Annotated in this window: 16 protein-coding genes; 11 read left to right on the top strand and 5 right to left on the bottom strand. The window is 74.8% G+C overall.

Annotated features, from left to right (window positions below):
* Positions 1 to 15: 15 nt before the first annotated feature.
* Positions 16 to 1,662 carry a CocE/NonD family hydrolase gene (locus EES41_RS16710; protein WP_123079245.1) on the bottom strand — a complete coding sequence of 549 codons (1,647 nt, stop codon included), beginning with the start codon at positions 1,660 to 1,662 and terminating at the stop codon, positions 16 to 18.
* 337 nt (positions 1,663 to 1,999) lie between these two features.
* Between EES41_RS16710 and EES41_RS16705 the strand changes: the two genes are divergently transcribed.
* The 7 genes from EES41_RS16705 to EES41_RS16675 all read left to right on the top strand — a co-directional run bounded on the left by EES41_RS16705 (position 2,000) and on the right by EES41_RS16675 (position 10,730).
* Entirely contained in the window at positions 2,000 to 2,800 is an 801-nt protein-coding gene (locus EES41_RS16705; RefSeq protein WP_123079243.1) for a TIGR03084 family metal-binding protein, read from the top strand.
* Complete coding sequence (locus tag EES41_RS16700; RefSeq protein ID WP_123079241.1) at positions 2,797 to 4,551, top strand: acyclic terpene utilization AtuA family protein; 1,755 nt, start codon at positions 2,797 to 2,799, stop codon at positions 4,549 to 4,551. Before EES41_RS16705 ends, EES41_RS16700 begins: the two co-directional genes overlap by 4 nt.
* Positions 4,548 to 6,146, top strand: coding sequence for an acyl-CoA carboxylase subunit beta (locus EES41_RS16695; RefSeq protein ID WP_123079239.1), 1,599 nt, complete (start codon positions 4,548 to 4,550; stop codon positions 6,144 to 6,146). Before EES41_RS16700 ends, EES41_RS16695 begins: the two co-directional genes overlap by 4 nt.
* Positions 6,147 to 6,154: 8 nt before the next feature.
* Complete coding sequence (locus EES41_RS16690) at positions 6,155 to 8,101, top strand: biotin carboxylase N-terminal domain-containing protein (RefSeq protein ID WP_123079237.1); 1,947 nt, start codon at positions 6,155 to 6,157, stop codon at positions 8,099 to 8,101.
* Positions 8,098 to 9,258, top strand: a complete 1,161-nt coding sequence (locus tag EES41_RS16685; RefSeq protein ID WP_123079235.1) for an acyl-CoA dehydrogenase family protein — start codon at positions 8,098 to 8,100, stop codon at positions 9,256 to 9,258. The genes EES41_RS16690 and EES41_RS16685 overlap by 4 nt, the downstream gene beginning before the upstream one ends.
* A gap of 120 nt (positions 9,259 to 9,378) precedes the next feature.
* On the top strand, positions 9,379 to 10,116 hold the full coding sequence (locus EES41_RS16680; protein WP_123079233.1) for an enoyl-CoA hydratase family protein: 738 nt from the start codon (positions 9,379 to 9,381) through the stop codon (positions 10,114 to 10,116).
* The gene (locus tag EES41_RS16675; protein ID WP_123079231.1) at positions 10,104 to 10,730 is read left to right on the top strand and encodes a TetR/AcrR family transcriptional regulator; all 627 of its coding nucleotides are present in this window, start codon (positions 10,104 to 10,106) and stop codon (positions 10,728 to 10,730) included. Before EES41_RS16680 ends, EES41_RS16675 begins: the two co-directional genes overlap by 13 nt.
* Positions 10,731 to 10,806: 76 nt before the next feature.
* Here EES41_RS16675 and EES41_RS16670 read toward each other — a convergent pair whose 3' ends face one another.
* Positions 10,807 to 11,913 (bottom strand): citrate synthase 2, encoded by a 1,107-nt coding sequence (locus tag EES41_RS16670; RefSeq protein ID WP_037794287.1) that lies wholly within the window; start codon positions 11,911 to 11,913, stop codon positions 10,807 to 10,809.
* Between the two features lie 200 nt (positions 11,914 to 12,113).
* On the opposite strand from EES41_RS16670, the gene pdxH reads away from it, so the two are divergent.
* Positions 12,114 to 12,776, top strand: a complete 663-nt coding sequence (gene pdxH, locus EES41_RS16665; RefSeq protein WP_254211473.1) for a pyridoxamine 5'-phosphate oxidase — start codon at positions 12,114 to 12,116, stop codon at positions 12,774 to 12,776.
* Positions 12,777 to 13,189: 413 nt separating this feature from the next.
* Complete coding sequence (locus EES41_RS16660) at positions 13,190 to 14,518, top strand: PAS domain-containing protein (protein ID WP_123079229.1); 1,329 nt, start codon at positions 13,190 to 13,192, stop codon at positions 14,516 to 14,518.
* Positions 14,519 to 14,582: 64 nt separating this feature from the next.
* Here the strand turns inward: EES41_RS16660 and EES41_RS16655 are convergent, their stop codons facing one another.
* Positions 14,583 to 15,338 (bottom strand): SIS domain-containing protein, encoded by a 756-nt coding sequence (locus EES41_RS16655; protein WP_008742687.1) that lies wholly within the window; start codon positions 15,336 to 15,338, stop codon positions 14,583 to 14,585.
* Positions 15,339 to 15,614: 276 nt separating this feature from the next.
* Between EES41_RS16655 and EES41_RS16650 the strand changes: the two genes are divergently transcribed.
* Together EES41_RS16650 and EES41_RS16645 are read left to right on the top strand one after the other, a co-directional pair.
* Entirely contained in the window at positions 15,615 to 16,307 is a 693-nt protein-coding gene (locus EES41_RS16650) for a metal-dependent transcriptional regulator (RefSeq protein ID WP_123079227.1), read from the top strand.
* A 323-nt stretch (positions 16,308 to 16,630) separates the two neighbouring features.
* Positions 16,631 to 17,497, top strand: coding sequence for an alpha/beta fold hydrolase (locus tag EES41_RS16645; RefSeq protein ID WP_123079225.1), 867 nt, complete (start codon positions 16,631 to 16,633; stop codon positions 17,495 to 17,497).
* Between the two features lie 56 nt (positions 17,498 to 17,553).
* On the opposite strand, the gene EES41_RS16640 is transcribed toward EES41_RS16645, so the two are convergent.
* Both EES41_RS16640 and EES41_RS16635 read right to left on the bottom strand, forming a co-directional pair.
* Positions 17,554 to 17,895 carry a DoxX family protein gene (locus tag EES41_RS16640; protein WP_123079223.1) on the bottom strand — a complete coding sequence of 114 codons (342 nt, stop codon included), beginning with the start codon at positions 17,893 to 17,895 and terminating at the stop codon, positions 17,554 to 17,556.
* 92 nt (positions 17,896 to 17,987) lie between these two features.
* A complete protein-coding gene (locus EES41_RS16635; protein ID WP_123082520.1) occupies positions 17,988 to 21,563 on the bottom strand; it encodes a BTAD domain-containing putative transcriptional regulator in 3,576 nt (1,191 codons plus the stop codon).
* Position 21,564: the final 1 nt, after the last annotated feature.

The raw sequence follows: 21,564 nt of genomic DNA, 5'->3' as shown, positions 1-21,564 counted from the left end.
CGGTCAGCCGCAGCCTCAGCCTCCCAGCGGCAGCTCCAGACAGCTCGGCGTCGCCTCCGGCGAGGTGAACGCCAGGGTCGCGCGGGGCAGGTTGGCGTCCCCGTAGAACGGGTCGAGCGCGGCGAGCACCAGCAGCAGGCGGTGCCCGCGCGGGATGTCGTACGCCGTGGCCTGGAGCTCGAAGTCCGCGCCGACCAGGCGGTCCGGCTCGGGGCCGCGGTCGGTGTACGGGGCGTGCGTGACGATGTGCGCCGAGCCGTCGGGCGCCTGGTCGAAGAGGTACGCGACGAAGCTGGAGCCCGGGTTCGCGGCCCGGTAGGTGACCCGCAGCCGGGGTACGCCGCGCAGCCGGGTGGTCTCCTCCACCGGCGGCGTCGCCCACACGGCCGCGACGGTGCGGTCGATGTCGCGGGCCGGGTAGCTCTTCGGGCGCCCGGCCATCTCCGCGTACCCGGCCCGCACGATCGCGTCGGCGACGGTCGCCGGGGTGTCCACGCCGCACAGCACGGGCGTGCTCCAGCCGGCCTCGGGCCGGCCCGCGAGCTCCCCGCCGGAGCCGAGGTAGAGGCGGCGGATCCCCTCGGGGAGCGAGTGCCAGCCGGGGCGCGGCTCCAGGGCCCGGCTCCACATGACCTCGCCGATCACCTGGCCCTCGTCCGCGATGCCGGTGTCGATGCCGCGCAGGTGCTGGTCGAACCAGCGGTGGGCGTCCGTCCAGATCCGGTTGGGCAGGCCGAGCAGGCCGGACATCTCGGGGCCGCAGTGGTCGCCGATGGAACAGTCGAGGCGCTTGGGGCCGGTGAGCTCGTTGAACGTCTTGAGCGTCTGGTTGCCGGGGAAGAGCGTCTCGTGCCAGGCGTGCGAGAAGAACACCGGCACCTGCCGCCGGTTGAGCTCCTTGACGTGGCTGAAGGGCGAGCGCGTCTCCGCCCAGCGCAGGGTGCCCTGGACGTCCCGGTCGGCGAGGACGTTCTCGAACACGCTGCGCGTCTGCGGGCTCAGCCGCGCCCGCGCGGCCGCGTCGAGCAGTGCCCGCACGGCGGCGGTGCGGCGGGTGGAGTTCTCGTAGAACACCTCCGCGAGGTCGCCCCAGGTGCTGAGCGCCACGACGGCGTCGACGCGGGTGTCGTGCGCGGCGACGAGCTGGCTGATGCCGGAGCCGTACGAGTCCCCGAGGAAGCCGACCTTGGTGACCGGGCCGGCACAGCGCTCGACGAGGTGGTCCAGGGCGCGGCTGCCGTCGGCGACGTCGAGCGGACCCGCGACGTCGACCTCGCCGAGCGAGCCGGCGAACCCGCGGGCGGTGTAGGCGAGGACGTCGTAGCCGCGGGCCGCGAAGAGGGTGGCCTGCACGGCGTACGAGAGCCAGCCGAGGTCCGTCCACGGCGAGGGCATCACGATCACGGCCCGCGGCTCGGGCCCGGTGTGCCGCCACAGCGCGGCGTCCAGCAGGTCCCCGTCGGCGCCGGTGACCTTGCCGCGGCTGAAGACGGCGACGGACCGGAACTCCTCGATCTCGGCGGCCCGCGCGGGGGAGAGCCCGCGCGCTTCACCGGTTTCGAGGGCGGCGGCGTAGGCGGTGAGGGCGGCCGCGTCGAGCTCGGGGTACAGCGAGACGGGCGGGAGCGGTGCGGGAGAGCGGGTGAAATCGGCTGAGGCCACGTCAGTTCATCCTCTGCGTCGAGTGACATGAACGTGTGCGCGCTCTGGGCCCGGAGCGGAGCCTTCAGTATCGGCGCGCCACCGACCCCGTTCCCCGCCTTCCCGCCGCACGTCCGAATCCACCCCCGCCCACCCGATGGCCCGGCGCCCGCCCGGGCCTGCCCGAAGCGGGCGGTGCGTCAAGTCCCTTTTGATACGCGGTGTTCGTCGCGCCTGGCGCGATCGCGACAAGCCCGCGGCGGGTTCCCGACAGGTGCTCGGAAAATCATGCAAGCATGCTTGATTGTTTTGGGTCGGGCTGTCAGTGTTCCCCTCACGCCGAGAAGGGGAGCGCACCGTGCCCGATCCGTCCGCCGTCGCCGTGTTCGCAGATCTCCGGGAGGAGGGGAGCGAACTCGAAGCTCTGGTAAGGGAGTTGCCCGCGCCGGAGTGGGCCGAGGCCACGCCCGCTTCCGGGTGGAGCATCGCCCATCAGATCGCCCACCTGCACTGGACCGACCGGGCCGCGCTGCTGTCGCTCACCGATCCCGCCGGCTTCGGGCGCATGGTCCGGGAGGCGGTGGCCGCGCCCGAGAGCTTCGTCGACGAAGGCGCCGCCGAGGGTGCCCGGCTGGCGCCCGCCGAGCTGCTCGCCCGCTGGCGGGAGACCCGTACCGTCCTCGACGGGGCGCTCGCCGTCGCCTCGCCCGACACCCGGTTCCCCTGGTACGGGCCGCCGATGAAGGCCGCCTCGATGGCCAGCGCCCGGCTGATGGAGACCTGGGCGCACGGCCAGGACGTCGCCGACGCGCTGGGGGTGCGCCGTACGCCCACGGCCCGGCTGCGGCACGTGGCGCGGATCGGGGTGCGGGCCAGGGACTACGCCTACGCGGTACGGGGCCTGCCGGCGCCCGCCGCCGAGTTCCGGATCGAGCTGACCGCCCCCGACGGGAGCGGGACGTGGACGTACGGCCCGGCGGAGGCGGCCGAGCGGGTCACCGGCCCCGCGCTCGACTTCTGCCTGCTGGTGACCCAGCGGGCCCACCGCGCCGACCTGGCCCTGACGGCCACCGGCCCGGAAGCGGACCGCTGGCTGGACATCGCCCAGGCCTTCGCGGGCCCGGCGGGCCCCGGCCGCGCCCCGGGGGCCTCCCGGTGACCCGGCGGCCCCTGATCATCGGCAACGCCTCGGGGTTCTACGGCGACCGCTCCGCCGCCCTGCGCGAGATGCTGACCGGTGGCCCGCTGGACGTCCTGACCGGCGACTACCTGGCCGAGCTGACCATGCTGATCCTCGGCCGCGACCGGCTGAAGAACCCGGGGCTCGGCTACGCCAAGACCTTCCCGCGCCAGCTGGAGGAGTGCCTCGGGCTCGCCCACGAGCGGGGCGTACGGATCGTCACGAACGCGGGCGGCCTGAACCCGGCGGGCCTGGCGGACGCGGTCCGGGCCCTCGCGGCGAAGCTGGGCATCCCCGCCTCGGTGGCCCATGTGGAGGGCGACGACCTGATGCCGTACGAGGACGGGGCGCTGACGGCGAACGCGTACCTCGGCGGGGCCGGGATCACGGCCTGCCTGCGGGCGGGCGCGGACATCGTGGTGACCGGCCGGGTCACCGACGCCGCGCTGGTCAGCGGCCCGGCGGCGTGGTGGTTCGACTGGGCCCCCGACGACTACGACCGGCTCGCGGGCGCGGTGGTCGCGGGCCACGTCCTGGAGTGCGGTACCCAGGCCACCGGCGGCAACTACTCCTTCTTCACCCGGCACGACGTCCGCGCGCCGGGATTCCCGCTGGCCGAGGTCTGCGAGGACGGCTCCTCGGTCGTCACCAAACACCCCGGCACCGGCGGGGTGGTCTCCGTCGGTACGGTCACGGCCCAACTCCTGTACGAGACGCAGGGCGTCCGGTACCTCGGCCCGGACGTGACGGCCCGGCTGGACACGGTGCGGCTGCTGTCGGTCGGGGCGGACCGGATCGGGATCTCGGGGGTCCGCGGGGAGGCCCCGCCCGGGACGCTCAAGGTGGGCGTGACCCGGATCGGCGGGTGGCGCAACGAGGTGGTGTTCGTCCTGACGGGGCTGGACATCGAGGCCAAGGAGGAGTTGGTGCGGGCGCAGCTGGCGGACGCGCTGCGGGACGTCGCGGAGGTGGACTGGACGCTGGCCCGGACGGACCACGCGGACGCGGCGACGCAGGAGACGTCGAGCGCGCTGCTGCGGCTGGTGGTGCGGGATCCGTCCCCCGACCCGGTCGGCCGGAGCCTGACCGCCGCCGCGGTCGAGCTGGCGCTCGCCAGCTATCCGGGCTTCCACGTGACGGCCGCGCCGGGGCCGGCCCAGCCGTACGGCGTCTTCACCTCGGCCGAGGTCCCGGCCGCGTCCGTCCCCCACACGGCGGTGCTCCCCAACGGCACCCGCCTGCCGGTCCCCCCGGCCATCGCGGCGCCGCCGCCATCTCCGGCCCTGCCCTCTCCGGCCCTGCCATCTCCCGCCCCGCCGGCGTCCGGGGCGCGGGGGTCCGGGGGCGGGCCCGTACCGCCGCCGGCTCCGACGGGGCCGACCAGGCGCGGGCCGCTCGGGGCGCTGGTGGGGGCGCGCAGCGGGGACAAGGGCGGGGACGCCAACGTCGGCGTGTGGGTCGAGAGCGACGCGGCGTGGGCCTGGCTGCACGCCACCCTCACCGTCGACGCCTTCCAGGCCCTGCTCCCCGAGACGGCCCCTCTCCCCGTCGCCCGCCACGTCCTTCCCCACCTCCGCGCCCTGAACTTCACCGTCCCCGGCCTCCTCGGCGACGGCGTCGCCTCCGGCCACCGCTTCGACCCCCAGGCCAAGGCCCTCGGCGAATGGCTGCGCGCCCGCCACACGGACATCCCCCTCGACCTCCTCCCGGCCCCGGAGGCCACCCCATGACCCGTCTCGGCACCGCCGTCGACCCCCTCGCCCCCGAGTACGCCGAGGCCCGCGCCACCGCGCTCGAACGTCTCGACGGGCTCGCCGCCGAACACCACAAGGCCCTCGCCGGCGGCGGCGAGAAGTACACCGCCCGCCACAAGACCCGCGGCAAACTCCTCGCCCGGGAGCGGGTGGAGCTGCTCCTCGACCCCGACACCCCGTTCCTGGAGCTGTCCCCCCTCGCGGCCTGGGGCAGCGACTACCCCGTCGGCGCGTCCATGGTCACCGGCATCGGGACCGTCGAGGGCGTCGAGTGCCTGGTCACCGCCAACGACCCGACCGTCCGGGGCGGCGCCTCCAACCCCTGGACCCTCAAGAAGGCGCTGCGGGCCAACGAGATCGCCCGCCAGAACCGGCTCCCCTGCATCAGCCTCGTCGAGTCCGGCGGCGCGGACCTCCCCTCCCAGAAAGAGATCTTCATCCCGGGCGGGGCCGTGTTCCGCGATCTGACGCGGCTCTCGGCCGCCGGGATCCCCACCGTCGCCGTAGTCTTCGGCAACTCCACCGCCGGAGGCGCGTACATCCCCGGGATGTCCGACCACACCATCATGATCAAGGACCGTTCCAAGGTGTTCCTCGGCGGTCCGCCGCTCGTCAAGATGGCCACCGGCGAGGAGAGCGACGACGAGTCCCTCGGCGGGGCCGACATGCACGCCCGCTCCTCCGGTCTCGCCGACTACTACGCCCTCGACGAGTACGACGCCATCCGCCAGGCCCGCCGGGTCGTCGCCCGCCTCAACCACCGCAAGCCGCAGCCCGCCCCGCCGCGCGCCGAGGAGCCCGTGTACGACCCCGAGGAGCTCCTCGGCATCGTGCCCGCCGACCTCAAGACCCCCTTCGACCCGCGCGAGGTCATCGCCCGTCTCGTCGACGCCTCCGACTTCGACGAGTTCAAGCCCCTCTACGGCACCAGCCTCGTCACCGGCTGGGCCACCCTGCACGGGTATCCCGTCGGCATCCTCGCCAACGCCCAGGGGGTGCTGTTCAGCGCAGAGTCGCAGAAGGCCGCCCAGTTCATCCAGCTCGCCAACCAGCGCGACATCCCGCTGCTCTTCCTCCACAACACCACCGGCTACATGGTCGGCAAGGAGTACGAGCAGGGCGGCATCATCAAGCACGGCTCGATGATGATCAACGCGGTCTCCAACTCCCGTGTCCCGCACCTGTCCGTCCTCATCGGCGCCAGCTACGGCGCCGGCCACTACGGCATGTGCGGGCGGGCCTACGAGCCCCGGTTCCTGTTCGCGTGGCCCAGCGCCAAGTCGGCCGTGATGGGCCCCCAGCAGCTCGCCGGGGTGCTCTCCATCGTCGCCCGGCAGTCCGCCGAGGCGAAGGGGCTGCCCTACGACGAGGAGGCCGACGCCGGGATGCGCGCCTTCGTCGAGGCGCAGATCGAGTCCGAGTCCCTGCCGATGTTCCTGTCCGGGCGGCTGTACGACGACGGGGTCATCGACCCGCGTGACACCCGTACCGTCCTCGGCCTGTGCCTGTCGGCCGTCCACAATGCCCCCGTCGAGGGCGCCCGCGGCGGCTTCGGCGTCTTCCGGATGTGAGCCCGCACATGACGAACCTGACTTCCCTCCTGGTGGCCAACCGCGGCGAGATCGCGGTACGGATCTTCCGTACCGCCCGGGCCCTCGGCCTCGCCACCGTCGCCGTCCACTCCGACCCGGACGCCGACGCCCTGCACGTCCGGGACGCCGACGCCGCCGTACGGCTCCCCGGGGCGGCCCCCGCCGACACCTACCTGCGCGGCGACCTGATCATCGCGGCCGCCCTCGCGGCGGGCGCCGACGCCGTCCACCCCGGCTACGGATTCCTCTCCGAGAACGCCGGCTTCGCCCGGGCCGTCGAGGACGCGGGCCTCGCCTGGATCGGCCCGCCCCCCGAGGCCATCGAGGCCATGGCCTCCAAGACCCGCGCCAAGGAACTCGTGCGCGCCGCCGGGGTCCCGCTCCTCGACCCCGTGGACCCGGCGACCGCCACCGCCGCCGACCTGCCCCTGCTCCTGAAGGCCGCCGCGGGCGGCGGCGGCCGCGGCATGCGCGTCGTACGCGACCTCGACGCGCTGAAGGAGGAGCTGGAGGCCGCGTCCGCCGAGGCCCGCTCCGCGTTCGGCGACGGGGAGGTCTTCGCGGAGCCCTACGTCGAGCGCGGCCGCCACGTCGAGGTGCAGGTCCTCGCCGACGCCCACGGCACCGTCTGGGCGCTGGGCACCCGCGACTGCTCCCTCCAGCGGCGCCACCAGAAGGTCATCGAGGAGGCCCCGGCGCCCGGCCTCCCGGACGCCCTGCGCGAGAGCCTCCACCAGGCCGCCACGGCCGCCGCCCGCGCCGTCTCCTACCGGGGCGCCGGCACCGTCGAATTCCTCGTCACCGCCGACGGCCGCCCGTACTTCCTGGAGATGAACACCCGCCTCCAGGTGGAACACCCCGTCACCGAGGCCGTTTTCGGCCTCGACCTCGTCGCCCTCCAGCTGCGCGTGGCCGAGGGCGCGGCGCTGCCCCCGGCGCCCCCCGAGCCCAGCGGGCACGCCGTCGAGGCCCGCCTCTACGCCGAGGACCCCGCGCGGGACTGGCGCCCGCAGACCGGCGTCCTGCGCACCCTCGCCGTCCCCGGCCGGGTCCGCGTGGACACCGGCTTCGCCGACGGGGACACCGTCGGCATCCACTACGACCCCATGCTCGCCAAGGTCATCGCCCACGCCCCGACCCGAGCCGAGGCCGTCCGCGCCCTCGCCCGGGCCCTCGCCGAAGCCCGGATCCACGGGCTGACAACCAACCGCGAACTCCTCGTACGGTCCCTGCGGCACCCGGAGTTCGCCGCCGCCCGCCTCGACACCGGCTTCTACGACCGCCACCTCGCCGCCCTCACCGAGGACACCCCGGACACCGCTCGCGCCCTCGCCCTCGCCGCGCTCGCCGCCGCCCTCGCCGACGCCGCCCCGGCCCCGGACGCCCCGCTCGCCGCCCGCCTCGGCGGCTGGCGCAACGTGCCGTCGCAGCCGCAGACCCGCTCCTACCGGTCGGGCGAGACCACGTACGAGATCCGCTACCACCCCGCCCGCAGCGGGCCCCCGGTCCCCGTCGACCAGCCCGGTGTGCGCGTCCTGGCCACCGGACCCGCTCTCGTCACCCTCGAAGTCGACGGGATCCGGCGGATGTTCCACGTGAAACACGAATCGAACAGCCCCGAGGTCCACGTCGATTCGGCGCTCGGCGCCCACACCCTGACCCGGCTGCCCCGGTTCGCCGACCCCCAGGACCGCACCGCGCCCGGCTCGCTGCTCGCCCCCATGCCCGGCACCGTCGTCCGTGTCGCCGAGGGCCTCGCCCCCGGCAGCCCCGTCACCGCCGGGCAGCCCCTGCTCTGGCTGGAGGCCATGAAGATGGAGCACCGCATCGTCTCGCCCGCCTCCGGCACGCTCACCGCGCTCCACGCCGCCACCGGCCGCCAGGTCGAGTTCGGCGCCCTGCTCGCCGTCGTCCAGGAGGAAACGCCCGCATGAGCTCCGTCGTCGAAACCGAAGAGCACAAGGCCCTGCGTACCGCCGTCGCCGCCCTCGGGCGGCGCTACGGCCGTGACTACCTCGCCCGCGTCGCCCGCGAGGGCGGCCACCCCGACGAGCTGTGGGCCGACGCGGCCAAGCTCGGCTACCTGGGGGTCAACCTCCCCGAGGAGTACGGCGGCGGAGGCGGCGGCATCGCCGAACTCTCCATCGTCCTCGAAGAACTGGGCGCCGCCGGCTGCCCCCTGCTGATGATGGTCGTCTCACCCGCCATCTGCGGCACGGTCATCGCCCGCTTCGGCACCGAGGCCCAGAAGCGGGCCTGGCTCCCCGGTCTCGCCGACGGCAGCCGCACCATGGCCTTCGGCATCACCGAGCCCGATGCCGGCTCCAACTCCCACCGCATCACCACCACCGCCCGCCGCGACGGCGAGGAGTGGGTCCTCACCGGCCGCAAGGTCTTCATCTCGGGCGTGGACATCGCCGACGCCACCCTCATCGTCGGCCGCACCGAAGACGCCAGGACCGGCAGCCTCAAGCCCTGCCTGTTCATCGTCGACCGCGACACCCCCGGCTTCTCCCGCTCCGTCATAGAGATGGAGCTCCAGGCGGCGGAGAAGCAGTTCGAACTCGTCCTCGACGAGGTCCGGCTGCCCGCCGACGCGCTGGTCGGCGACGAGGACGCGGGCCTCCTCCAGCTGTTCGCCGGACTCAACCCCGAGCGCATCATGACCGCCGCGTTCGCCATCGGCATGGGCCGCCACGCCCTCGCCAAGGCCGTCGACTACGCGAAGACCCGCCAGGTGTGGAAGGAGGCCATCGGCGCCCACCAGGCCATCGCCCACCCCCTCGCGGCCGCCCACATCGAGCTGGAACTCGCCCGCCTGATGATGCAGAAGGCCGCCCACCTCTACGACGCAGGCGACGACATGGGCGCGGGGGAGGCCGCGAACATGGCCAAGTACGCTGCCGCCGAGGCCTGTGTGAAGGCGGTGGACCAGTCCGTCCACACGCTGGGCGGCAACGGTCTCACCCGCGAATACGGTCTGGCGTCCCTCATCACCGCCTCGCGGGTGTCCCGCATCGCCCCCGTCAGCCGCGAGATGATCCTCAACTTCGTCTCGCACCAGACCCTGGGTCTCCCCAAGTCCTACTAGGCCTGCCGTCGGGGACGGCCCGTGCCGGGGCCGGGGCGGCCCCGGCTCCGGCGGGCGGCCCCCGCGCCGCATACCCTCCCCGAGGATCCCGCCCGACCGATACACCGCTCCGGAGGAGACATGGCCCCACTCGTGCACGCCGCGCAAGCGCACGGCGTCACCACCCTCACGCTCGACTCCCCGGCCAACCGCAACGCACTCTCCGCGGCCCTGGTCGGGGAGGTGCGGGCGGCCCTCGCCGCGGCGGGCGCGGACCCGGCCGTGCGGGCGGTCGTCCTCACCCACACCGGCAACACCTTCTGTGCCGGGGCCGACCTCAAGTCCCCCTGCGACCCGGCCGACTTCCTGGCCCTGCTCCGGGAGATCGCCGAACTGCCCAAGCCCGTCGTCGCCCGCGTCACCGGCCACGTCCGCGCGGGCGGCCTCGGCCTGCTCGGCGCCTGCGACATCGCCGCCGCCGGGCCCGCGTCCACGTACGCCTTCACCGAGACCCACCTGGGCGTCGTCCCGGCCGTGATTTCCGCACCGCTGCTGCCCCGCCTGGACCCGCGCGCCGCCGCCCGGTACTTCCTGACCGCCGAGGCCTTCGACGCGGCCGAGGCGACCCGCATCGGCCTGCTCACCCTGCACGGCGAGGACGTGGACCAGGTCCTCGCACCCGTCCTCGCCGGCCTGCGCAAGGCCGGCCCGCAGGCCCTCGCCGAGACCAAGCGGCTGGTCACCGCCCCCGTACGGGCCGCCCTCGACCGGGACGGCGCCGCCCTGACGGAGCTGTCCGCCCGCCACTTCGCCTCCGACGAGGCCCGCGAGGGCATCGGCGCCCGCTTCGCGCGCCGGGATCCGTCATGGGCGCTGTGAGCGGCGGCCCCGGCACCGAGAGCGCCCCCAGGGCCGCCGCCGGACCCAAGCAGGCCCGCAGCCGGGTCACCCGCCGCCACCTCCTGGAGGCGGCCGTCTCCTGCCTCGCCGAACAGGGCTGGGCCGGCTCCACCGTCGCCGTCGTCGCCGAACGCGCCGGCGTCTCGCGCGGGGCCGCCCAGTACCACTTCCCGACCCGCGAGGACCTCTTCACCGCCGCCGTCGCCTACGTCGCCGAGGAACGCTCCGCCGCGCTGCGCGAGCTCTTCCACGCGGGCCCCGCCCCGCGCCCGGCGGTCGTCGAGGCCCTGGTCGACCTCTACACCGGCACCCTCTTCCGCGCCGCCCTGCAACTGTGGGTCGCCGCCTCCAACGAGGACCAGCTGCGCCCCCAGGTCACCGAACTCGAAGCCCGGGTCGGCCGCGAGACCCACCGCATCGCCGTGGAACTCCTCGGTGCGGACGAGTCCGCACCGGGCGTACGGGAGACCGTGCAGGGCCTGCTCGACATGGCCCGCGGTCTGGGCCTGGCCAACGTCCTCACCGACGACACGGCCCGCCGCGCCCGCGTCGTCGCCCAGTGGTCCCGCATCCTGGACGCCGCCCTGGGCTGAGCGCGGCGAACGCCGGGCACGCCGGGCACGCCGAAGGCGCCGCACCCCGCCGTAGGGTGCGGCGCCTTCCGCGCGCTCAGGCCGTCGCGGCGATGTCCTCGTAACCGGCGATCTCCCGCGGGTTGCGCACCCCCGGTCCGATGTACCGCGCCGACGGCCGCACCAGGCGGCCCGTGCGCTTCTGCTCCAGGATGTGCGCCGACCAGCCGGCGGTCCGGGCGCAGGTGAACATCGACGTGAACATGTGCGCCGGGACCTCCGCGAAGTCCAGCATGATCGCGGCCCAGAACTCCACGTTCGTCGCGAGCACCCGGTCGGGACGGCGCGCGTGCAGCTCCTCCAGCGCGGCCTTCTCCAGCGCGGCCGCCACCTCGTAGCGCGGTGCGTCCAGCTCCTTGGCGGTGCGCCGCAGCACGCGCGCGCGGGGGTCCTCGGCGCGGTACACGCGGTGCCCGAAGCCCATCAGCCGCTCGCCCTTGTCCAGGGCCTTCTTCACGTACGCCACGGCGTCGCCGGTGCGCTCGATCTCCTCGATCATGCCCAGCACGCGGGACGGCGCCCCGCCGTGCAGGGGCCCGGACATGGCGCCGACGGCACCCGACAGGGCGGCGGCGACGTCCGCGCCGGTCGAGGCGATCACCCGGGCCGTGAACGTCGAGGCGTTCATGCCGTGCTCGGCGGCCGAGGTCCAGTACGCGTCGACGGCCTTGACGTGCCTCGGGTCCGGCTCGCCCCGCCAGCGGATCATGAACCGCTCGACGACCGACTCGGCCTTGTCGATCTCCTTCTGCGGCACCATCGGCAGGCCCTGCCCGCGCGCGGACTGGGCGACGTACGACAGCGCCATCACGGCCGCGCGCGCCAGGTCGTCGCGGGCGGTCCGCTCGTCGATGTCGAGCAGCGGTTTCAGGCCCCACACGGGGGCGAGCATCGCGAGCGCGGACTGCACGTCGACGCGGATGTCCCCGGAGTGGACGGGGATCGGGAAGGGCTCGGCGGCGGGCAGGCCCGGGTTGAACGCGCCGTCGACCAGCAGACCCCACACGTTCCCGAAGGACACGTGCCCGACGAGGTCCTCGATGTCGACGCCGCGATAGCGCAGCGATCCGCCTTCCTTGTCCGGTTCGGCGATCTCGGTTTCGAACGCGACGACCCCTTCGAGCCCGGGTACGAAGTCGGACATCAGGCGGCTCCTCAGATAGTGCGAACACGCGCGGCTCCCGGCGTGATTCGCGGTCCGGCGCGGTCATCCCCGTTGATGCCCGGCACGGCCGTCGGTGACCCCTCGGGGGCCCCTCGGACCGGCCCCAAGATTTTGGCGGTTCCCGATGGCGGGCGGAAGCGTGACGTACGGCACACTGCCGGGCGCCGTCCTGCGGCAGGATGGCCGGCGTGACCCATCAGGACCTTGATCCCGCCCTCATGCGCAAGCAGTACCGCTCGGAAATCGTCGCCGAGGAATCCCTCGAAGACGACCCCATGCGGCAATTCACCCGGTGGTTCCAGCAGGCGGCCAACGCGCACCTCTTCGAACCGAACGCGATGGTCGTCTCGACCGCGACCTCCGACGGCCGGCCCAGCTCCCGCACGGTGCTGCTGAAGCAGTTCGACGACCGGGGCTTCGTCTTCTTCACCAACTACGGCTCCCGCAAGGGCCGCGAGCTCGCGGAGAACCCGTACGTCTCGCTGCTCTTCCCCTGGCACCCCATCGCCCGCCAGGTCATCGTCACCGGCACGGCCTCCCGTACCGGCCGCGACGAGACGGCGGCCTACTTCCGCTCCCGCCCGCACGGCTCCCAACTGGGCGCCTGGGCCAGCGAGCAGTCCCGGGTGATCGCCTCCCGCGCCGAGCTGGACCGCCGCTACGCGGAGCTGGAGGAGCGCTATCCGGAGGGCGAGCAGGTGCCGGTCCCGCCGGAGTGGGGCGGCTACCGCGTCGTCCCCGACGCCGTGGAGTTCTGGCAGGGCCACGAGAACCGGCTGCACGACCGCCTGCGCTACGTCAGCGACGGCGGGAAGTGGCTCGTGGAGCGCCTCTGCCCGTAGCCGCCGGGCGGGGCACGTCCGGCCCCGGGCGTCCGGCCCGGGGCCGGAACGCAGGCGACCCGCGGGCTCTGGTTCCTCTCCTGCAGTGAGAGGAGCCGGCCGGACGTACCGGCGAGCCCGCGGGTCGGGTGACTGCTTGGGATTGGCGCCTGGCGATCCCGCCGGGCACCGCACTGGGTGCGTGCGACGACGGGCGTTTAGCCCGCAGCCACCTCACGCGTCCGGTTTCCGTACATTTCGGGAACCACCTCCCTTCTCGTGTACGCCGAGCATACGAGCCCCTTCCCGCGCGCTCAAGGGATTTATTTCTCGGGGCAAAACGGGATGATTCAAAGAACCGTGTGTGGGCTGCGTCACGTTCCAGTTGAATGATCTGACGTGCCGCACACGCGAACACCTGCGGGGGGTGCCAGGTGAGTGCTTCCGGGCGTAACGAGACCGCCGACGATCTGCTCGCGGCGTTGCTGGACGGGATGGACGCCGCCCTGTGCGCGTTCGACGCCGGCGGCGTGATCACCCACTGGAACCGCGAGGCCGAGCGGATCCTGGGCTGGTCCGCCGCCGAGGCGGTGGGGCGGCACGGGTTCGCCGGGTGGGCGGTGAGACCCGCCGACGCCCACGACGTACAGGACCGCCTGATGTCCGCCCAGGACGCGCCGGGCCGCCAAGTGCACGAGTTCGCCCTGCTCACCAAGGACGGCGGCCGCGTCCTCGTCCGCACCCAGTCCGCCGCCGTGCCCGGCGCGGACGGAAAGCCCGCCGGGGTGTACTGCGCCTTCAGCGAGGTGCACGCGCAGATCGACCTGGAACGCTCCATCGCCCTCAGCGAGGCCCTGATGGACGACGCCTCCTGGGGCGTCGTCCTCGTCGACGTCGACCTGCGCCCGGCGGTGGTCAACGCGCACGCCGCCCGCGCCTTCGGAACCGGGCGCACCGCGCTGCTGGGGCGCCCGCTCGGGGAGCTGCTGGCCGAGGGCGTGGAGGAGCTGGAGGGCGCGCTCCAGCACGTACTGGCCGAGGGGGCGCCGCCCGCGCCGGTGGAGCTGTGGGTGTCGGTGCGCACCCCGGAGGGCGTGCGGCGGCGCTGCTGGCGGTGCGGGTTCCTCCGGCTCGGCTCCCCGCTGGCGGAGGAACCGGTGCCGCTCGGCGTCGGCCTGCTGTTCCAGGACGTCACCGAGGCGCGCCGAGCCGAGCTGGACACCGGCCAGCTGCGGTTCCGGGCCAACCAGCTGTACCGGGCGGGGCGGGCCGCCGCCGAGTGCGAGGATCCCGCCGAGGCGGCGGCCGTACGCCTGGACTTCGCGCTCGCCGGGTTCGCGGAACACGCGCTGGTCGACGTACTGGAGCGGCCCGGCGGCCCGGATTCCGTGCGGCCGCGGCTCGTCCGGGCGGCCGTCTCGCCGTCCGGGATGACCCTGCTGCTGCCGGGGCGGGGCGCGATCCCCTTGCGGTACGAGGCCGGGCACCCGGCGTTGCAGGCGCTGGACCGGATCGGCCCGGTGCGCAGCAGTTCCCCGCGCGGTGAGGCAGACGAGGCCTGGGCGCGGGCCCGCCAGTGGCCGCAGGGCGCGGCCCACGCGCTGTCCACGGTGCTGCGCAGCCGGGGGCGCACCCTGGGCGCGCTCACCTTCCTGCGGGGGCCCTCGCGCCCGGCGTTCGAGCGCGCCGACGCCCTCTACGCGGAGGAGGTCGCGGCCCGGGTCGCCGCCGACCTGGACCTGGCCGCGCCGGGTCCGGCGTAGCCAGGTCCGGCGCGGGTCGGTGGCGGAACCAGTGGCGGAACCAGTGGCGGAATCAGTGGCGGAATCAGTGGCGGAAGAAGATGCGGTCGCCGTACTGCTTGAGGACGCGCCCGTTCCACTCGTGGCCGCCGTCCACGTTGCCCGAGCGCAGCAGCGGGGGTTCCACGCCGCGCGCGACGAGCTCGCCGGCCGCCGCCGCCATCACGGCCTGCATGATCGCGCTGGTCACGACGGTGGAGGCGGGGGCGAACGGGGCGTCGATGCCGTCCAGGCTCAGCTCGGCGTCACCGACGGTGATCTTGCTGTCGAGGACGATGTCGCAGTGGTCCTTGAGGTAGCTGCCCGACGCGTGCCGCGACTTGGTCTCGGTCGCGTACGCCACCGAGGTGACCCCGATGACCTTGAGGCCGAGGGCGCGGGCGTTCATGGCCATCTCGACCGGCAGGGCGTTGCGCCCGGAGAGGGAGATGATCACGAGCACGTCGCCCGCGGTGGCCGGGCTGCTGTCCAGGACGGCCCCGGCGAGGCCGTCGACCCGCTCCAGGGCGCTGCCGAGGGTGGCCGGCATGACGTCGATGCCGACGGTGCCGGGGACGGCGAGGAAGTTCATCAGGGCGAGCCCGCCGGCCCGGTAGACCACGTCCTGGGCGGGGAGCGAGGAATGGCCGGCGCCGAACGCGAACAGCCGGTTTCCGGCCGCGACGGCCTCGGCGATCACGGCGCCCGCCTCGGACACCCGCTCGCCCTCCTCGTCCCGCACCCGCTCCAGCAGGCCGATGGCGGCGTCGAAGAACTGCCCGGCCAGCTTGCTCTCGCTCATACGCCGATGGCCCTTTCGGAGGTGCGATGCGGTGGGTGTGCGCCTGTGTGGTGCCCGTGTTCGCCGCTCACCGTGCGGTCTGGACCAAGGGCGTGTCAATACGGCCGTCAATCCCGGGGCTGAAGGGGAGGGAGGGACGGGGGAGATGTCCGGGGGGCGGTCGCCGGGTGATCGCCGGATGTCCAGGACTGCCCTTGACGCTCGGCACGGGACGGTTGTCCGCGTGATGCGTCAGAATTGGGGGCAGGGCCAGCGCACGCAATCCGAGGGGCACGAATGTCCGGACTGATCGATACCACGGAGATGTATCTCCGCACCATCCTCGAACTGGAAGAGGAAGGCGTGGTCCCCATGCGCGCCCGTATCGCCGAGCGGCTCGACCAGAGCGGCCCGACGGTGAGCCAGACGGTGGCGCGGATGGAGCGCGACGGCCTGGTGGCGGTCGCCAGCGACCGGCACCTGGAGCTGACCGAGGAGGGCCGCCGGCTGGCGACGCGCGTGATGCGCAAGCACCGCCTCGCGGAGTGCCTGCTCGTCGACGTCATCGGCCTGGAGTGGGAGCAGGTGCACGCCGAGGCCTGCCGCTGGGAGCACGTGATGAGCGAGGCGGTGGAGCGGCGGGTGCTGGAGCTGCTGCGCCACCCGACCGAGTCGCCGTACGGGAACCCGATTCCCGGCCTGGAGGAACTGGGGGAGAAGGCCGAGGCCGATCCGTTCATCGAGGACGGCATGGTCAGCCTGAACGAGCTGGACCCGGGCGCCGAGGGCAAGACCGTCGTCGTACGGCGGATCGGGGAGCCGATCCAGACGGACGCCCAGCTGATGTACACGCTGCGGCGGGCGGGCGTGCAGCCCGGCTCGGTGGTGAGCGTGACCGAGTCCCCGGGCGGGGTGCTGGTCGGCAGCGGCGGCGAGGCCGCCGAGCTCGACGCGGAGATCGCCTCGCACGTGTTCGTGGCGAAGCGCTGACCGGGGGGCGGCCGGCGGCCGCCCGACGGAGCGCGTGGACGCGTGGCCTCCCCGCTGCGGGTGGCCCGCACATGTGGACGGCCCCGGCGCCTTTTACGGCGCCGGGGCCGGTCCTCCCCTGGTGACCTGGAGCCCCGAGCTCTCAAGGTCATCCCCTCGGACCGTCTTCCCCGAGCGGCCCGCCTCCCCGTTGGAAAGATCCCCTCGGTAGCGGCGGCCAATCCTTGAGGAAGGTCACTCGAAAGAGCGGTGTTGGCGGCGAGACAGGCGTTTTCGAATACGGGTTCGATAGTCTGGCCGGGAGCGAAGGGGGTGCATCTGCGGTGGTACAGCGCATCGATGTGACAGGGTCCGGCGGCGTCCGCCTGGCCGCCTGGGAGTTCCGGGAACGAGCCACCGAGGGTGCGCCGGATCCGGAGCGGCCGGCCGTGCTGTTACTCCACGGGCTGATGGGCCGCGCCTTCCACTGGGCCGGCACCGCCCGCTGGCTCGCCGAGCGGCACCGCGTCGTGGCCCTGGACCAGCGCGGGCACGGCCAGAGCGACCGCCCGGCCACCGGCCCGTACACCCGCGAGGCGTTCGTCGCCGACGCGGAGGCCGTGATGGAGCAGCTGGGCCTGGCCCCCGTGACCCTGATCGGCCACTCCATGGGCGCCCTCACCGCCTGGCAGCTCGCCGCCCGCCACCCCGATCTGGTGCGGGCGCTCGTCATCTGCGACATGCGGGCCTCCGCCCTCGGTGAAGCCTCCCAGCAGGAATGGGAGGAGTGGTTCCACCGCTGGCCCCTGCCCTTCCCCACCCAGGACGCCGCCCGCCGCTGGTTCGGCGAGGACGACCCTCGGGTGGAGCGCCCCGATCCGGGCCGAGGCGCCTTCTTCGCGGAGGTCATGCACCAGGCGCCGGACGGCTGGCGCCCGCTGTTCTCCCGCCGCCAGATGCTGACCGCGCGCGAGACCTGGGTGCACGACGCGCACTGGGAGGAGCTCGCGCAGGTCCGCTGCCCGACGCTGGTCGTCCGGGGGCTGGACGGCGAACTGGGCCGCGCCGAGGCCCAGGAGATGGTCCGGGTCCTCCCGGCCGGCCAGTACGCCGAGATCCCCGACGCGGGGCACTACCTGCACTACGACCAGCCCACCGCGTGGCGCGCGGCGCTGGAGCCGTTCCTGGACGGGGTCAAGAGCGGCCCGTGACCCGCGCAGCCCGCCCCCGGGGCTGGACGGGGCGCGGGCTCGCGGGCCGCTCGGGCTCAGGCGGTGAGTACGAGGGCGCCGATGACGGGCGCCGCGTAGAGCAGCGGGAAGGGGATGTGGGCGTAGGAGCGGGCGCGGACCACGGTGATGACCGCGCCGGTGAAGTACAGGACCAGGGCGACCGCGGCGACGGCGCCGATGACGGGCACGAACAGCCCGAGCAGCAGCCCCGCCGCGCCCGCGGCCTTGGCGGCGCCGAGCCGGGTCCACCAGCTCCGGGGGACGCGGTACTCGGTCATGGCCTCCACGACCCACGGGGCGCGCGAGAGGAGCGAGTACCCCGAGAAGCCCGACATGGCGGCGGCGAGAACGGTGACGACGGTGGCGGCGACGGACATGAGAGGTGCTCCTCGTCAGGCGGGCTGCGGCGGTTTCTGCTCGACACCGCACTGACGGACCGGACGCCGCGGATGTGACGGCCCGTGGAGATTCATCTTTCCGGGGCGGGGTGGCCGTGGCCCCGGGCGAAGGCGGCGGCGAAGGCCGCCTCCCCGAGGGCAGCGCGCAGACGGCCCGCCGCACGGCTCACGTCGCCCCGCTCCGCCGGCGGCAACGGCGCCCCGGCGGACTCCCGCAGAGCCGCAGCCGCCCCAAGCAACGCCGCGGCACGCTCCGCGGGGTCGGCGGGATCCGCCGGGTCCGCTGGGTCGGTCGGGTCGGTCGGGTCCGCCGGGCCCGCTGGGGCCGCCAGGTCGGCTGCGTCCGCCAGGTCAGCCGCGCCCGCTGGGTCGATCGGGTCCGCTGGGTCCACCGCGTCCGCCGGGTCTGCCACGTCTACCCCATCGGCCGGGTCTGCCGCGTCGGCGGGGTCCGCCACGTCCGCCGGGACGGCCAGGTCTGCTGCGTCGGCCGGGTCTGCCGCGTCGGCCGCGTCGGCCGGGTCCGTTGCGTCCGGGTGGTTGGTTCGGGGTGCGGCCAGGGCGGCGGCGAGGCCTTCGTAGGCCAGGGCCAGGGCTCGGGGGTCGCCGGTGCGGCGGGCCGCGGCGAGGCCTTCGCGGTGGAGCGCCTCGGCGCGCCCGGCGTCGCCCCGCAGCTCGGCCACGTACCCGAGCTGCGCGAGGATCAGCGCCGCCCCGGAATCCACCCCGAGCCGCCGGTTCCAGTCCAGCCACGGCCGCAGCCGGGCCTCGGCGGCGTCCAGGTCGCCGTCCCGGCGGGCGCCGAGCGCCAGACCGATCTCCGCGAACTGTTCGGCGGGGCGGTGCGACTGCTCCACGGCGAGCTGCCGGGCCCGCTCGTGGAGTTCCGCCGCGAGCGCGGTGTCACCCGTCAGCAGCGCGATACGGCCCTGCCGTGCCAGCCGGAAGGAGACCTGCGTCCAGAGTTCCAGCTCCCGGGCGTCGTGCTCGCCCTCCCGGTGCAGGCGGGCGGCGCCGTGGTAGTCGCCGGCCAGCTCGGCGAGGACGCCCAGCTGCTCGGACGCCTGCAACTGGCCCCACCGGTCACCGAGTTCCGCGAACAGCGCGGCGCTCGCCTCCGCGTGGTGCCGCAGCCGCGCGAGGTCGCCGCGGTAGAGGGCCCGGGTGGCGAGCCCGCTGAGCGCGGCGGCCTCCCCCCACCGGTCGCCCGCCTCCCGGAACGCCCCGGCCAGCCGCCCCAGCACGTCCCCGCTGCCGCCGTCACCGTCACCGTCGCCGCCGGTCGCGAAGCCGAGGCGGGCGAATTCCAGGAGCCACAGGCCCCGCGCGTCGGCGGTCTCGGCGTCCCGGTCGGGGATGCGCTCCGGATCGCCCGCGAGGGTCGCGAACGCCGCCCGGCGGGCGCGCGCTCCGGCGAGCGCCGCCCCCGAGGCGCCGGTCGCGCATGCCGGCGCAGCGTCCCGCGCGCTCCCGCCGGAGGCCGACCGGCGCGCTCCGGCGAGTTCCGTCCCGGCGGCGCCGGTCGCGCATGCCAGCGCCGCGTCCAGCGCCTCGCGGGCCTCGGCGATGCGGCCGCGCAGGCACCAGTACCAGGACAGGGCGTTGACCAGCCGGACGGCGGTTCCGCCAGTCCCGGCCGCCGCCGCGTGGTCCAGCGCGGCCCGCAGGTTGAGGGCCTCGCGGTCCAGCCGGCGCAGCCATCGCCGCTGCCCGGGGCCGTGAAGGTGGGCCGCCGCCCGCTCGGCGAGGCCCGCGCAGTGCTCGGCGTGCCGCAGCCGGACCGCCGACGCCTCGGCCGGGCCCGCCTGCGCCAGCCGCTCCAGGCCGTACGCGGTCACCGACTCCAGCGTCCGGTAGCGGGCGGTGCCGTCCTCCCCGTCCGGGTGGTCCGCCGACACCAGCGAACAGTCCACGAGCCGCGCGACCAGGTCCAGTACTTCCTCCGCGCCGATCTCCCCGCCCGCGCACACCGCCTCGGCGGACTCCAGGGTGAACCCGCCGCAGAACACCGCGAGCCGCCGCAGGACCACCCGCTCGCCCGGCCCCAGCAGCTCCCAGCTCCAGTCGATGACCGCCCGCAGCGTGCGCTGCCGCGCCGGGGCGTCCCGCCGCACCTGGTTGAGCAGCCGGAACCGGTCGTGCAGGCGGTCGGCCAGCGCGTGCACCCCCAGTGCCCGGACCCGGGTGGCGGCCAGTTCGAGGGCGAGCGGTATCCCGTCGAGGCGGCGGCAGACCAGCGCCACGGCCTCGGAGTTGTCGGGGCCCAGCGCGAATCCGGGCGCGGCGGCGGCCGCGCGGGCCGCGAACAGCCGCACGGCGTCGGCCTCGGGGAGCGGCTCGACCGCCTCCAGCACCTCGCCGGAGAGCGCCAGGGGCTCCTGGCTGGTGGCGAGCACCCGCAGCCCGGGAGCCCGCCGCAGCAGTTCCCCGGTCAGCGTGGCGACGGCTTCGGCGACGTGCTCGCAGTTGTCGAGTACGAGGAGCAGCCCGCGCGGTGCGAGCGCCCCGGCCAGCCGCTCCCGGGCGGCGTCCTCGCCCCCCGCCCCGGCTCCGCCACCGCTGTCGGCGTCTTCGCGCACCCCGAGCGCGGCGGCGATCACCCCGGCCACCCCGCCGCGCACACCGGCGAGTTCCACGAACCACACCCCGTCGGCGTACGAGGGCGCCTGCGCCAGCCGGGCCGCCGCCGCCAGGGCGAGGCGGGTCTTGCCGACTCCGCCGGGCCCGGTGAGGGTGACGAGCCGGCCCGCCGTGACGGCCGCGCACACCCGGGTGACCGCCTCCTCCCGCCCGACGAGCGACCCGACGGGGGTGGGCAGCCGCGGCGCGGGCCGCGCGACGCCCGCCCCGTCGGGCGCCGCCGCCCCCGCCGCCGCCGCCGCCACCGGCGCCGCCGGCCGTACGAGCGGGTCCTGCCGCAGGATCGCCTCGTACAGCGCGCCGAGTTCCGGCCCCGGGTCGATCCCGAGTTCCTCCGCGAACCGGGCCCGCACCTCCCCGTAGACCGCGAGGGCCTCGCCCTGCCGGCCGGCCCCGTACAGCGCCCGCATCTGCGCGGCCCGCAGCCGCTGGCGCAGCGGGTGTTCACCGGCCAGGGCGGTCAACTCGTCCGCGAGGGCGGCGTGTTCGCCGAGCTCCAGGCGGGCTTCCGCGAGCTCCTCCCGTACCGTGACCCGCTGCTCCTCCAGGCGGGCGACGGATGCCCGTACGAAGGCGGCGTCCCGTACGTCGTCGTACGCGGGCCCGCGCCACAGCCCCAGCGCCCGCGTCAGCAGGCCCGCCCTGGCCCGTAGGTCGCCCTCCGCGCGAGCGCGGGCGGCGAGTTCCTCGAAGCGGGCCGCGTCCACCGCCTCCCCGGACACCCGCAGGGTGTAGCCGGCCGGGCCGAACCCGACCAGGGCGCGGCCGCCGTCCTCGGCCCCGGCGAGGGTGCGGCGCAGCTGGGACACCTTGGTCTGGAGGGTGTTCGCGGGATTGCCGGGGGCGTCCTCGCCCCACAGGTCGTCGATCAGCCGGTCCACGGCGACGGGCCGCCCGTGGTGCACCAGCAGCGCGGCGAGCAGCGCCCGCACCTTCGCCTCGGGAACGGGGACGGGGGTCCCGTCGTCCGTCCGTACGGTCACTGGTCCGAGCACCTCGAAACGCATG

This window comes from Streptomyces sp. ADI95-16, from assembly GCF_003721495.1.
Taxonomy (GTDB): domain Bacteria; phylum Actinomycetota; class Actinomycetes; order Streptomycetales; family Streptomycetaceae; genus Streptomyces; species Streptomyces goshikiensis.
This window is presented reverse-complemented; position numbering and strand designations above follow the sequence as displayed.